This is a genomic window from Microbacterium sp. NPDC058062, from assembly GCF_042885375.1.
Classification (GTDB): domain Bacteria; phylum Actinomycetota; class Actinomycetes; order Actinomycetales; family Microbacteriaceae; genus Microbacterium; species Microbacterium trichothecenolyticum_C.
In genome coordinates this window covers 403,451-417,043 of record NZ_JBHVSC010000001.1, presented here as the reverse complement: position 1 = coordinate 417,043, position 13,593 = coordinate 403,451, and the positions used below count along the sequence as shown (strand labels likewise).

General features: G+C 68.3%; 14 protein-coding genes. All 14 read left to right on the top strand.

The features are described 5' to 3' along the window. The first annotated feature begins 77 nt into the window (after window positions 1–77). The 14 genes from ACFVSU_RS01915 to dprA all read left to right on the top strand — a co-directional run bounded on the left by ACFVSU_RS01915 (window position 78) and on the right by dprA (window position 13,582). A complete protein-coding gene (locus ACFVSU_RS01915) occupies window positions 78–1,130 on the top strand; it encodes an ArdC-like ssDNA-binding domain-containing protein (RefSeq protein ID WP_387138678.1) in 1,053 nt (350 codons plus the stop codon). Then, a complete protein-coding gene (locus ACFVSU_RS01910) occupies window positions 1,127–2,017 on the top strand; it encodes a bifunctional DNA primase/polymerase (RefSeq protein WP_387137263.1) in 891 nt (296 codons plus the stop codon). Before ACFVSU_RS01915 ends, ACFVSU_RS01910 begins: the two co-directional genes overlap by 4 nt. A 32-nt stretch (window positions 2,018–2,049) precedes the next feature. Next, on the top strand, window positions 2,050–2,655 hold the full coding sequence (locus ACFVSU_RS01905; RefSeq protein WP_387138675.1) for a DUF2637 domain-containing protein: 606 nt from the start codon (window positions 2,050–2,052) through the stop codon (window positions 2,653–2,655). Between the two features lie 375 nt (window positions 2,656–3,030). Then, window positions 3,031–3,915: a hypothetical protein gene (locus ACFVSU_RS01900; protein WP_387137260.1), complete on the top strand. Its 885-nt coding sequence runs from the start codon at window positions 3,031–3,033 to the stop codon at window positions 3,913–3,915. An 8-nt stretch (window positions 3,916–3,923) separates the two neighbouring features. Continuing rightward, entirely contained in the window at window positions 3,924–4,979 is a 1,056-nt protein-coding gene (locus ACFVSU_RS01895; protein WP_387137257.1) for a ParB N-terminal domain-containing protein, read from the top strand. A 112-nt stretch (window positions 4,980–5,091) separates the two neighbouring features. After that, window positions 5,092–5,697: a hypothetical protein gene (locus ACFVSU_RS01890; protein ID WP_387137254.1), complete on the top strand. Its 606-nt coding sequence runs from the start codon at window positions 5,092–5,094 to the stop codon at window positions 5,695–5,697. 4 nt (window positions 5,698–5,701) lie between these two features. After that, entirely contained in the window at window positions 5,702–6,856 is a 1,155-nt protein-coding gene (locus tag ACFVSU_RS01885) for a M23 family metallopeptidase (RefSeq protein WP_387137251.1), read from the top strand. Between the two features lie 2 nt (window positions 6,857–6,858). Continuing rightward, window positions 6,859–7,125 carry a DUF6112 family protein gene (locus tag ACFVSU_RS01880; RefSeq protein WP_387137248.1) on the top strand — a complete coding sequence of 89 codons (267 nt, stop codon included), beginning with the start codon at window positions 6,859–6,861 and terminating at the stop codon, window positions 7,123–7,125. Window positions 7,126–7,200: 75 nt separating this feature from the next. Continuing rightward, window positions 7,201–7,470, top strand: coding sequence for a DUF6112 family protein (locus ACFVSU_RS01875; RefSeq protein WP_387137245.1), 270 nt, complete (start codon window positions 7,201–7,203; stop codon window positions 7,468–7,470). Window positions 7,471–7,496: 26 nt separating this feature from the next. Beyond that, window positions 7,497–8,795 (top strand): conjugal transfer protein TrbL, encoded by a 1,299-nt coding sequence (locus tag ACFVSU_RS01870; protein WP_387137242.1) that lies wholly within the window; start codon window positions 7,497–7,499, stop codon window positions 8,793–8,795. Beyond that, window positions 8,792–10,261, top strand: a complete 1,470-nt coding sequence (locus ACFVSU_RS01865) for an SCO6880 family protein (protein WP_387137239.1) — start codon at window positions 8,792–8,794, stop codon at window positions 10,259–10,261. Before ACFVSU_RS01870 ends, ACFVSU_RS01865 begins: the two co-directional genes overlap by 4 nt. A gap of 33 nt (window positions 10,262–10,294) precedes the next feature. Beyond that, a complete protein-coding gene (locus ACFVSU_RS01860) occupies window positions 10,295–11,056 on the top strand; it encodes a hypothetical protein (RefSeq protein WP_387137236.1) in 762 nt (253 codons plus the stop codon). Beyond that, window positions 11,053–12,531: an ATP-binding protein gene (locus tag ACFVSU_RS01855; RefSeq protein ID WP_387137233.1), complete on the top strand. Its 1,479-nt coding sequence runs from the start codon at window positions 11,053–11,055 to the stop codon at window positions 12,529–12,531. The genes ACFVSU_RS01860 and ACFVSU_RS01855 overlap by 4 nt, the downstream gene beginning before the upstream one ends. A gap of 46 nt (window positions 12,532–12,577) precedes the next feature. Then, window positions 12,578–13,582 carry a DNA-processing protein DprA gene (dprA, locus tag ACFVSU_RS01850; RefSeq protein WP_387137230.1) on the top strand — a complete coding sequence of 335 codons (1,005 nt, stop codon included), beginning with the start codon at window positions 12,578–12,580 and terminating at the stop codon, window positions 13,580–13,582. The last annotated feature ends 11 nt before the right edge of the window (window positions 13,583–13,593 follow it).

The following is a 13,593-nucleotide window of genomic DNA, read 5'->3' as shown; positions in this document are numbered from 1 at the left end:
CCATGGAGCACCTAAGTGTCACGAGCGCGCACCACGGCGCGCAGTCACTCGGGAAGGTGAACGTCGTGTCCGATCAGATGACAAGGCTCGATTCCGAATCGAAGCTGAGCGAACTGCACGACCGACTGGTGCGATCCGTCGAGGCCCTCGTCTCCGGTGCGGATTGGAAGCGGGCTCTCGAGTTCGCCGCGCACTTCCGGTCGCGCTCGTTCAACAACTCACTGCTCATCTGGGCGCAGCACAGCGCCGCCTTTGAGGCGGGCACAGTTCCAGAGCCCGTGCCGACGTACGTGGCTGGCTACCAGCAGTGGCACAAGCTGGGGCGCAGCGTTCTTGCCGGCCAGCGGGGATACATGATCTTCGCTCCGAGAACGGCGCGGTTCGCGACATCTACTCCTCTCGACGTCGCGTCGTGGCGGCGCCTCGATCCGCGCGAACGCCCCCGACCGGGAGAGGTCGTCCGATCCGGGATGGTCGGCGCCCGCCCGGCGTACGTGTGGGACATCTCGCAGACTGACGGGCCTCCGGTGGCGGAACTCCCCCGGCCCCAGCTCATGCAGGGCGCCGCACCCGAGGGCCTGTGGGAAGGACTCGCGAGCCTGATCGACGCTGACGGATTCGGACTAACGCTCGTCGCCGACGCGGTATCGATCGCGGGAGCGAACGGGCAGACGGACTTCTCGAGCCGGCGGGTGACGGTCAGAGAGGATATGGACCACGCGGCGCGCGCGAAGACACTGGCACATGAGCTCGCGCACGTGAGGCTCCATGGCCCGGATCACGAGGCCCTCGCCCATCGCGGCATCGGCGAGGTGGAAGCGGAGTCGGTCGCGCTCATGATCGCCGCCGCGCACGGCATGGATACGGGGGACTACACCGTCCCGTATGTCGCAGGCTGGGCGTCAGCCGTGCCTGACTCAGATGTCGTCGCGGTCGTACAGCAGACGGGCGAACGAGTGCGGCGCGCCGCAGTGGCGATTCTCGATGCGCTCCCCACCGAGCAGGTCGGTGCGGGCGACCCACCAGGGCTGGATCGATCCGGTCCCGCCGCGGATCCCCCTCGCGCCGCGATATCGCCCGCCGGCGCGCGTGAAGCTGGTCGGCACCCGCGGACGCGAGGGCTCTCGTGAGCATCGCCGACGTTCTCCTCACTGTCGCCCGGCTCAGCACGTCGGAGGCGGCGCGCACGTTCGTTGCCGCGGGCCTACCGGTCTTCCCCTGCGAGCCTGGCGGCAAGCGACCACTCACTCGCGCCGGCTATCTCGACGCCAGCCGAGATTCCTCGATGGTCTCGACGTGGTGGCGGCGGTGGCAGCAAGCGAACATCGGGCTTCCGACGGGTCCGATGTCGGGCGTCGATGTCGTCGACATCGACGTAAAGCCAGACGGGACGGGCTTCACAGCGTTCCACCGTGCTGTCGACGAGGGACTGCTCGACGGCGAGATCGCCCGCGTGCGCACACCGTCCGGAGGCATGCACATCTACTTCCCGACCGACCGAACCCGACCGCAGCGCTGCTGGCAAGCCGCCCGCGCGCACATCGACTTCCGCGGTGAGGGCGGTTACGTCGTCGTACCGCCGTCGGTAGTGGTGGAACCCAGCGGAGTCGCGGCGTATCGGCCCTTCTCGCTTTCCGCGGCGGAAACGCGGCCGATCGATGCGATGGCGCTGCGGGATTTCATCGACCCCCGCCCCGCGCCGGCACGGAACGCACCGGGACGAGTCGCGAGCGGTGATCTGCTCGCCCACTGGATCGCAAAGCTACGCGAGGGCGAGCGAAACCACGGCCTCTTCTGGGCCGCCTGTCGCCTCAGCGAGGCAGGCGTGCAGGCGGATGCCATTGTCGATGTTCTCGGGCCAGCCGCTTCCCGCATCGGTCTCGACGACCGCGAGATTCAACGCACCGTGCTTTCCGCGTGTCGGCACACCTCGGGCGGCAGCGGCGGACTGGGCATCAGCGCCTTCAGCGCTCCGACGCAGTCCAAATCTCATCGGGACCCGCGGAGCCTGCCGTGACGCACACGAAGTTCAGCGGCATCCGGGTCGCCATGTTCACGGCAGTTGTCGGGACGGTTTTCATCGCCGCGGGGGCCTTCTGGCTGTCGTTCACCTCGCTGGCCGACCTCGCCCGCCGATCGGGGCTCGGTGCGGAGCAGGCGTGGGCCTGGCCGCTGATCGTCGACGGGATCATCGTCGTTGCCACGGTGGCGGTCGTCGTACTCGCGGGCTCTCGCGGCGCTTGGTACCCGTGGGCGCTGCTGTTCGCCGGCGCACTGATCTCCGTCACTGGCAACGCGCTGCACGCGATCGTAACCGCCAACTCCGAAGTGCCGCTCGTCCTCGCCGCAGCCGTCGCAGCGGTGCCACCCCTCGTGCTGCTCGCCATCACCCATCTCACTTCGGTCCTGGCACACCATGCCACGGTGTCGGCGGTCGCCGAGCCAGTGCCGCCGCTCCAGTACGAGGTCGTCGTAACAGAAGCACCGACCACCGCCCTCACTGCCGAACCCGGGACTGCGGCGGAGCTGAGCGCATCTGGCTGGTCGAACCGGGCGATCGCCCAGCACCTCGGAGTGCACCCGTCGACAGTGGGGCGGTGGCTCAGGGATCGCGTCGGAACGGTGCCGCAAGAGGAACTCGCAGAAGGGAGCTGAGCAGTGGAAAGCACGCATGGAGGATGGCCTGATCCCGTTCAGAGCCATCGCTCACACCCGATGGAAGATCTGGATCCCGACGCGGCGCACGTCATGCACCCGCTTGCCGCTCACGCCGACGGCAGAGGCGCGCCGGCGACCCTCTCGCCCGAGCATCGTGTCGCATGGGTCCGGATCTCGGATCTCATCACCTCGGGAACGGGTCGCCTTGCAGGTCGAGGCATCGACTTCCAAGCCGAGCTCGCACGCCGGCTCCGGCATCCCCTCGAAGTCACTCGCACCACTCGTGATCGAATCTCAGCGCTGCCGCCGCTGTCCGCCTTCGGGCTGCGTCAGCCGGAGGCCGGCCGCGAGTCGATCTCGCGGAGATGAGCGATGTTCGACAACCCTTCACATTCGCTCGGCCTCGATGCCGAGGACGCCGTGCGCACCTTTCGTGGAGGAGGTGGCTCGATGCGAGAAGCGGTCGACGATCAGGAGCTCACTTACGCAAAGTCGGAGGGGCTCCGCGCCGTCCTGACGCGAATGGCGGACGGCGAGGGATCCTGGCGCGACGACCCCGAAGTCGCCGAGCTGATGAGCTATGCCTCAAAACGGTTCGCCGCGCTCGCCCGCAAACACGGGCTGGATCCATGGGAGGCCGCCGCCGCAACCTTCGAGGCGATGCGTGGCACATCCGCGCGGCACGCCGACGATCCGTGGGCCCTTGTCACGCGAGCTGTTCAGGTGACGTGCATCGCAGAGGAGCGGGCTCGCGGATTGCTGTGCTCGGTGCAGAAGGCGCGGCGCCCTCGATATTCGGGCTTCCATGATGCGGAGCGGTTCAGCGATCGGGACAACGCGCTCATCGACTATCACCCCGCTTTTCGGGTGCTGCCGGAGGACGAGGACGGTCGGGATGCCGGAGAGGCAGTCGCGTCGGCGATGGAAGACGCGACCGCTCTCTTCGCGCTTGTCGGCTGGCCCGCGGACACTGCACGCGCCGGCGTCGAATACGTCTGCGCGCGCCTCGCGGACGCGGCATCCCGCCCCTCTGCTTTCGAGCAGCTCCGACGGGATTGCGCCGCGCGCGCGCTGCTTGATGTCTCTCAGCGCTCGTGGCGGTCGATGCTCCGGGCATTGCTCGGATGTCCAGACCCCGCGCAGGAACACACCGCAGCCGGGCGCGGCATCCTCCTCCGACTCCTCGTCGGCGAATCGCTCGAGACCCTGCTCCACGACGATCGCCTGATGAAGAATCTCCTCGAGAACGTGCCCTGAGGACGACCATGAAGCAGCAGGGGCACATCGAGCTCGAGCGGTCCGTCGACTCCATCCGCGTCGGATCGAGGCACCGCGTGGACCTCGGAGACATCGATGCCCTCGCCGACTCGATCACCCGGCAGGGCCTGCTGCAGCCGATCACCGTCACTCCGGAAGGAGTACTCGTATGTGGTGCCCGACGGCTTGCCGCACTGCGGCTGCTCGGCATCCGCACGATCAACGTGTGGGTGCGCGCCGGCGTCTCGGATCGCCTCACCCAGCTGCTCGCCGAGCAGGACGAGAACGCCCTGCACAAGCCGCTCTCACCGACCGAAGCCGCCGCGCTCTACCGGGAGTGCAAGGCGCTTCTTTCGGAGGATGCCGCGCGTCGGCAGCGAGCCTCCCGCTTCGGGTCGCCCGCTGAGACGGCTGGCTTGGACGGTGCCGTTACGGTAACGGCACCGGCGAAACGCAACGACAGAGATTCCCGTACCCAAGCCGCTCTTCTTGTCACAGGCCGCCGCTCATTCACGACACTCGAGCGCATCGGGCGGCTGCAGGAGATCGCCCAAGATGAAACCGTGCCCGATGTGGTGCGCGATCGGGCGCGTGCCGAACTTGAAGCTGTCGAGAACGGCGCACCCGTCAAGCCCGCGTTCCGTCGGGTCAGCGGCATCCAAGTCCTCTCGGAGCTGGATGACGTCGCAGCCTCGGCCACTCAGTCCGCGGATGACCGCGCGGCTGCCGACGATGTTGCGCGGCACATCCGAACCGGCCACGAGCGGTCCTGGGGCGAGGACCCGCGCCAATTCGCCATGAAGGCGCTGGGCCGTGCGAAGATGCCGCAGTCGCCGAGCAGCCACAACGGAGACCGATCGTCTGCGCAGCTCAAGCGCTTCATGTTCACGTGGGATGACCTTGCCAACTGGTGGGAGAGCTTCGACCCCTCGGTGATTGCAGCCGGCCTCTCGGATGACGAATGGCAACGGTTCGAGGTCACGCTTGAAGGCACGGTCGCATTCGCCGATCAACTTCGTGACCTCCGTCAGGCCGAATCGACGGACGCGCGCCGCGTGAGCTGAGCCCCGACTGGCTACCGACGCGCACCTTCTCGTCGACCAGTCCACCCAGTCGACGGGATTCCGAATGAACGCCGCACGCCACCATCGGACGATCCTCATCGCAACGATCGCTGTGGGTGCCGCGCTCGCAGTGCTGGTGGGCGTCGGCGTCTACGGTTTGCTCAGAGGACCAGCGTTGGCGCACGAATCGACGAGGCCGGCGGCTGCTGCAACGCCCAGGCCGGAATTCGTGCCGGTCGCGCAGCCGCGGCCACTCCCCCGCTCGCGCGAACCTGAAGCGTTCGCGCGCGCCGCCGCAGCTGCGATGTTCGGATGGGACACCCGCAGTTCGGCCAGCTCGTCCGAGTGGGGGCAGGTGCTCGTCGACGCGGCGGACGCGGACGAGGCGGCCGGACTCGCGGCCGACGTGCGCGCGTATCTGCCGACCATCGAGCAGTGGGAGCAGCTGCGCACCTACGGCACGCGGCAGTGGCTCACTATCGACACGGCGCACGTCCCGGACGCCTGGGCGACGGCCGTGACGCAGGCGGCGCCCGGCCAGATTCCGCCCGGAGCGACGGCCTACACGATCGTCGGAGTGAGACACCGCGCCGGCACCTGGGCGGATCAGCCCACCCGGACCGAGAGCCGAGTGACATTCACGGTCTTCATCGCCTGCGCGGACGGCGAAGCGTGTCGCCTGTTGCGGTTCTCGCGCCTGGACGAGCCGCTCGAGTGATGTCATGGCGAAGGTTCTCGGCATCCTGCTTCTCCTCATCGTCGCCACCCCCTCACTGGGCATGGTCGCGCTCGCAACGCTCATGAGCCCGGCCGTCGTTTCCTGCAGCATCGAGCGCCTCAGCGTGGGCCCCATTCCCGAGTCGCTCACCGCCCGCACGCGGGACGGCCACTCGGTCACCCTCAACCGGCAGCAGCTCACACATGCCGCGACGATCATCACTGTCGGCACGCAGACGGCCGGTGTCGGCCGAGCCGGGGTGCTCGTGGCCCTGATGGCTGGCCTGACGGAATCGACGCTGCGGATGCTGTCCAACTCGAGCGCGTACCCCGAGTCCGCCGACTATCCGAACGACGGAGACGGCTCCGACCACGACTCGCTCGGCATCTTCCAGATGCGACCCGCAACCGGATGGGGCGGCGTTGTCGACCTCATGGATCCCCGATATCAAGCGCGCGCGTTCTACGGCGGTCCCACCGGCCCGAACGGCGGATCGCCGCGTGGGTTGCTCGATATCGCCGGCTGGCAGGCGCTCGATCCGGGCGTTGCCGCACAGTCGGTCGAGGTCAGCGCCTACCCGGATCGCTACCAGAACTACCAGCCTGTCGCGGAGGACATCCTCCGTGCCCTCACCCGCGCGCCGGCACCGCCCGATGCAGATCCTGCCGTCCCCGAGACAACCCGCATCGCTTTCCCCCTTCCGGCCGGGTCGTACACCGACACTTCCAGCTACGGCTGGCGCACCGACCCGTTCACCGGCAAACGCGCCTTCCACGCCGGCAGCGACCTCGCCGCGGCGGGCGGCACGCCGATCCTCGCGATCGCCGATGGCGTGGTCACGTTCGCCGGTCGCCGCGGCGGGTACGGGAACCTCATCATCGTCGAGCACACCGTTGCAGGGGAACGTGTCGCGTCGTTCTACGCGCACATGTGGGATGCCGGCATCCACGTCAGCATCGGCAGCACCATCGCAGCGGGCCAGCACATCGCCGACGTCGGCTCGTCCGGACGCTCGTCCGGAACACATCTGCATCTGGAGATCCACCCGGGTGGCGCGGCTCAGCCATCCGTGGACGCGATGGACTGGCTCGCGACCCACGCCGCCGAAGGACTGGATGGCGCGGCGGTCGTTCCGGCTCGCTGCGTCGCGGGGGGTTGAGCATGGACGTCTTCCCCGACTTCGGCGCCGTCGGCGGCGCGGCTCAATTGCGCGAAGTCGTCGGCGCACTGCTCATGTTCGCCCTCACCGTTTCGGTGCTCATGCTGGTCGTCTGCGTCATCACATGGGCGTTGGCCGCGAGCCACGGGCACTACCAGACAGCCTCGAGAGGGCGGATGGGCGTCTGGCTTGCGTGCGGAACCGCGGCGCTGGCCGGTGCGGGTGTCGCGCTCGTCAACTTCTTCCTCGGTGTTGGCGCCAGCTTGTAGTTCGGCCCCTCGGGTCAGGGAGCGGAGGCTCTCCTCTCCTTCGAACCGCTTCTGTCACTCGAGGAGAGACCCATCGTGATCGACATCGACCCCAACAACACCGGTCTTCCCGGCATCGCGCAGCTGGGCGTGATTGTCGGTGCCGTCATGACGATCGGCCTCGTCCTCGCTGTGCTCGCGCTGATCGTCGCTGCCATCGTCTGGGGGTTCGGCGCGAACTCATCCAACCCGCACCTCGCCTCAAGGGGCAAGCTCGGCGTGCTCGTCGCGTGTGGCGCGGCGATCATCTGCGGCGCGGCGGTCACACTCATCAACTTCTTCTGGAGCGTCGGGCAGACGGTCTGACCCCTCGCGGAACCCGGGACCCTGTCATGAGCGTCTGCGATGTACCGGTCATCGCAACCGTGTGCGACGCGGTTGGGGACGGGACGGCGTCGCTGATCGCGGCGCCGTTCGACTGGCTCGCTTACGCGATGGGGTCGGCGGCAGCGTGGCTTTTCGAAGCGGTCTGGAGCGCGTTCGACACCACGACACTCGTCGACATCCAGGACCCCGGCTACATCGGCGTCTTCAACGTGCTCTTCGGCGTGGCGGTGTTCGTCACACTCATCTTCTTCTGTTTACAGCTCATCACTGGGCTCGCCCGCCGCGATCCCGGTGCGCTGCCAAGGGCGGGGCTCGGACTGGCCAAGGCCATCCTCGGATCCTTCATCCTCATCACCGTCACCGGGCTGCTGCTGGAGATCACGGACCAGCTGGCGATCGGTATCGTGCAGGCGACCGGCAACACGATGGCCGGCATCGGCGATCGGATCGCGCTCCTCGTCGTCGGCCTGACCGCAATCAACATCGCCACACCCGGGGTGGGGGCGATCGTCACGATCTTCCTCGCGGGGCTCGCGATCAGCGCCGCCGCGATCGTGTGGTTCTCGCTGCTGATCCGCAAGGCGCTGCTGCTGGTCGCGATCGTGTTCGGCCCGATCGCGCTCGCGGGCGCCGCGTGGGACGCCACCAAGGGGTGGTTTTCGAAGTGGGCGGCGTTCGTCGTCGCGCTGATCGTGTCCAAGCTCGTTCTGGTCGTCATCTTCCTCGTGGCGGTGGCGCAGGTGTCCGCGCCAATCAACGCGGACCTCTCGTCGATCAGCGATCCGATCGCGGGCATCGTGCTGATGTTCATCGCAGGGTTCGCGCCGTACATCACCTATAAGTTCCTCAACTTCGTCGGCTTCGACATGTACCACGCGATGACCAGTGAGCAGGAGGCGAAATCCTCGCTCAACAGGCCCGTCCCCGTGCCCTCCGCCCCGATGGCAGACAGCGCGAGGAAGATACTAGGCGCTGCCGGCAAAGGCTCCGGGACTGCCGGAGGCGGCGCAACAACCGGAGCGGGTGCCGCCCCCGCGGGCGGCGGGGCATCCGCGGGTGCGATTGGTGCGGGAATCGCGGCCGGCGCGGCTGTCGTTCACGGTGCGGCAACGGCCGGCCCGAAGATGGGCGGCGCGGTCGCACGGTCGGCCGACGCCCCGGCTGACGCTGTGGGCTCCGGCGAGCCGCAGCGCGTGGTCGGCAACCGGCATGACGCACCGGCGATCCCCGCACCCGCACACGCTGGGTCAGCATCTCGCCAGCCTGCACGGACATTGGCTCGACCGGGAGGACCACGGCCATGACGCGACCTGAGACCGGCTCCGCTCCGAGCTTCGAGCTGAATCCCGTCCAGTTCTCTCGCCTCACGCGGCGCGGCATCCTGCTCGGACTGTCCCTCCCCCAGCTGGTCGCGCTGTCCGTCGGGCTGCTCACCGTCGTCATCGCCTTGTACACCTCTGGTGCGGGTGGGGTTATCTGGACCTCACCGATCTGGGTGTCAGCCGTCGTCCTGGCCACCGTCGCGGTCGGTGGCCGCAAGCTCGTCGAGTGGACCCCAGTCCTATGCCGATGGAGCGGGCGCGTCCTTCACGGCCAGCTCTCATTCCGCAAGCGCATCGAACGTCCGCGACCCGCCGGCACGTTGGCGCTGCCTGGGGATGCCGCAGCTCTGCGGGAGTGGGTGGATGCCGAGTCCGGCGCCGTGATGATCCACGACCCGCACGCCCGCACCCTAAGCGCCGTGCTCGCCGTCTCGCACCCCGCGTTCGTACTGCTCGACCCGGCCGAGCAGCATCGCCGTGTGACTGGATGGGGCCGTGTGCTCGCCGGGTCCTGCCGGTCCGGCCGCATCAGCCGGCTTCAAGTGTCGGAGCGGACACTCCTCGACTCTGGCACGGGGTTGGACGACTGGTGGGCCCGCCACGGCACGAACGACGGCGGCTGGGCCGCTGCGACCTATCAGGAGCTAATCGAACGCGCCGGCCCCGCCGGGGAACGACACGCAACGACGATCACCATCGCACTCGACATGCAGGCCGCCGGGAAGCAGATCCGCTCCAGCGGCGGCGGCATGCGAGGAGCTGCCACAGTGCTGCGGCAGGAGATGGAAGCCATTACCGCCGCCCTCCGATCGGCCGACCTCACGGTCGGCGACTGGTTCGGACCGGGCGAGCTGGCCGCAGCCTTGCGGTCGGCATACGACCCGGCAGCGAGCCTCGCCCTCGAGCGGCACCCGACCATCGGCCGTAGCGTGGCGGACGCAGGGCCCGTGGCCGTCACGGAGAGCTGGGAAACTCTGCGGTCCGACAGCGCGCTTCACACAGTGCTGTGGATCAGCGAGTGGCCGCGGTCGCAGGTCTTCCCCGGCTTCCTCTCCCCGCTCGTCCTGTCCAACGGTGTGCTCCGCACAGTGTCGCTCCACTACATACCGGTGCGCTCCGACCACGCGGCTCGCGACATCCGCCGCAAGAAGACCGAGCTGATCAGCGACGCGCATCAGCGTCGACGGATCGGGCAGATCGAGGATGCCTCCGCCGCTGCAGAGTACGAAGACGTTTTGCAGCAGGAGGCGGACCTCACCGCAGGGCACGGCGTGCTCCGCACGATCGGCCTCATCAGCATCTCCGCCCAGACCCGCACCGAGCTAGACATTGCCGTCGCCAGCGTCGAACAAGCCGCCATCCAGGCGTCCTGCGAAGTGCGACGACTCGTCGGTCAGCAGGCGCAGGCGTTCACCGCCGCAGCACTTCCGCTGTGCCGCCCCGCATGAATCACAGAGCAGAACCAGCGATGGGAGCAGATCATGGAAAAGGATGAAGCGGCTGTTCGCTCCGCCGGACACGTCTCCGCCTCGGCGCGAGACCTCGCCCATTCGACGATCAATGTCGACGACCCCGCGAGCCTCTACCCGATGATCGGCGACCTGCTCAGTTCGCTGCGGTCGCTCGTGCAGGTCACCGACCAGCTCGCACACGCTCACCTGCGCCTGCGCGGCCGCGCGCGGTCCGAGGACGGCGACCCGACCCTCGGCGGCCGAGAATCCGACAACACAGCATGGGCGCTCACCCGGGCCCGCGACCTGCTCAACGCCGCTGAAGACGCCTTCGACGAGGCATCTCAGAACTGCGCACAGATCGCTTGGACACAACCGCAACCCCCCGAACGATGGCTCAATGTCCTCTTCCTGCAGGGCGAGGACGCGACCCAGGCGCTCGAACTCGTCGACCGGTTCGGCGCCCCGTTCGCGATCCGCCATCTCGCGCGCCACGATCACGGTGAGAAGACCACGGAAGCAGCGCTCATCGACGGGTACGTGTACGACGCGATCCCGACGTGCTCGACCGATCGCGTCGCCCAGGATCCTGCAACCGGATACGCCCTCACCTTCAACCCGACACTCCACTACGTGTCCCTGCTGCGCCGCTACGAGCTGGACGCACCTCAGGAGGCGGAGGGGCACTCAGCGACGGATCGGGGCATGCCGCGCACAGCGTCCTTGCCGCCGGGATGGTTCACCCAGCCTCCGACGCAACACCGAGACCACATCCGGAGCGTTGCACTGTGACTGTCGACGAGCGACTGTACGCCACGACTCTCGTCAATCCGCGCGGCGAGGAACGACGCCGCCGCCGGGACCGGCATCGTGCGGCGATGACGCTTGAGGCGGATGCGCGCAGGGCCATTTCGCGCGGCGCGAAGGAGCAGCGGGCCGCCGAGCGAGCGGAAGCGAGAGCTGCCGCCTACCTGCCAGCCGCGGGCGAACCGGGTCCGGCCGCACTGAGGACGCCTGGGCGGCTGCGGCTCCCCAAGCATCAGGACACCTCGGCCACCCTCGCGGGCCACTACCCGTTCCTCGCCGAAGCCGGCCTGGGACCCGCCGGAGTCTTCGTCGGCCAAGACCTGTACTCCGGCGGCTCCTTCGTCTATGACCCGTGGGTGCTGTATCAGCGCGGGCTGATCACGGCCCCGAACGTCGTTCTGGCAGGGATCGTCGGATCCGGCAAGTCGTCACTCGCGAAGTCGCTCTACACCCGCTCGCTCCCGTTCGGCCGGCGCGTGTATGTGCCCGGCGACCCGAAGGGCGAGCACACCGCGGTGGCCGAAGCGGTCGGCGGCCGCGCCATCATCCTCGGCCACGGTCTCCGCAACCGCCTGAACCCGCTCGACGAAGGCCACCGCTCCTCCTCGCTGTCCGATTCCGAGTGGTCGGCTTTGCTCGCCTCCCGTCGCCGCGATCTGATCGGAGCCCTGGCCGAGACAGTTCTGGAACGCTCGCTCAGCCCGCTCGAGCACACTGCCATTGACATCGCACTCACAGACGTCGTCCGCAGCACAGATGTGCCGATCCTGCCCATGGTGGTCGCGCGGATCCTGGCCCCCGACACCTCGGCCGACCGCGACGAACGCCTCGCCGAGGACGGCAGGCTGGTCGGCCACGCTCTACGGCGGCTCGTCGCCGGTGACCTCGCTGGCCTGTTCGACGGCCCCTCCACCGTCCGCTTCGACCCCACCCTGCCGATGGTCTCACTCGACCTCTCCCGCGTCGCGGAGAACTCCACCCTCATCTCCGTGCTGATGACCTGCTCATCCGCATGGATGGAGTCGGCACTCGCCGATCCCGCCGGCGGCCAGCGCTGGGTCATCTACGACGAAGCTTGGCGACTCATGGCGTACCCGGCGCTGCTGCGACGAATGGACGCGCAGTGGCGTCTGGCCCGCCATTTCGGCATCGCGAACATGCTCGTCTTCCACAAGCTCTCCGACCTCGACAACGTCGGCGACTCCGGCTCGGCCATGCGCGCCCTCGCTTCTTCCCTACTGGCGAATGCGGAGACCCGGATCGTCTATCGACAGGAGCCTGACCAGCTCGGATCGACCGGTGCAGCACTGGGGCTCACGCGCACCGAGATGAACCTGCTGCCCGCTCTCGGCACTGGCCAAGGGCTGTGGCGGGTGAAGGATCGCAGCTTTGTGGTGCAGCACCAGATGCACCCCGACGAGCTCGCGATCTTCGACACCACCGCCCGAATGACGACGTAATCGCCGGGCGCGACCCGCCCACCTGATCATCACAAGGAGGCATCCCATGCCCGACTCGATCACCGAAGAACGCCTCGCCCGCATCACTCTGGCGGCGGCATCGGAACCCGGCGACGCGGTTACCGGCGCGCTCATCGCGCGCGTCGGCGCAGTCGAAACCCTCGCTCTGGTCAGCTCCGAAGGGCCACTCCCCCACCAGATCGACCCCGCCGAAGGAAGCCTGTGGCGGCGACGGCTTGCGCCACGAATCGACCTGGGGCAGGTCGACCGCATCCGCGAGGTCATGGAGGTTCGCGGTCTTGTCATGATGACTGTGGAGGACCTGAACTGGCCTGCCGAGCTGCAGCAGCTCGGGGCGCACGCGCCGATCGCTCTATGGCTCAGCGGCACGCCGAGCAGGCTCGAGGGTGTCAGTTCCCGACGCATCGCTCTGGTCGGCGCGCGCGCTGCCACTAGCTACGGGGAGCACGTCGCCACCCAGCTCGCCGCGGACCTCGCCGAGCAGGGACGCATCATCGTCTCCGGCGGCGCCTACGGGATCGACGGCGCCGCCCACAAAGCCGCGACCATGGCACGGCCAGGCGCCACGGTCGCGATCCTTGCGACGGGGCTGGATCGGTTCTACCCGGTCGGCAACCAGCCCCTGTTCGAACGAATCACAGAAACCGGCGGGCTGATCCTCAGCGAGCTGCCGCCCGGCGCCGCACCCACCCGATGGCGCTTCCTCCAGCGAAACCGGCTGCTCGCAGCCCTGGCCGGCGCGACCGTCGTAGTCGAAGCTGGCTACCGCTCCGGATCCCTCAACGTGGCAGGGCAAGCTCACTCGCTCGGCCGCCCGGTCGGCGCCGTGCCGGGACCCATCACGAGCGCGGCGAGCGCGGGTTGCCACCGGCTCCTGCAAGAAGGAATCGCGACGGTCGTCACTGATGCCCGGGACGCCAGCGACCTGCTTGACTCCACCGACCCGATTGGCGCCGGAGCTGATCGGAACTTCGAGTTCGACTTCATCCAGAGCCGCCCGCGGCGCCTCGAACCCGACATCAGCCTGTGAACACAACACGT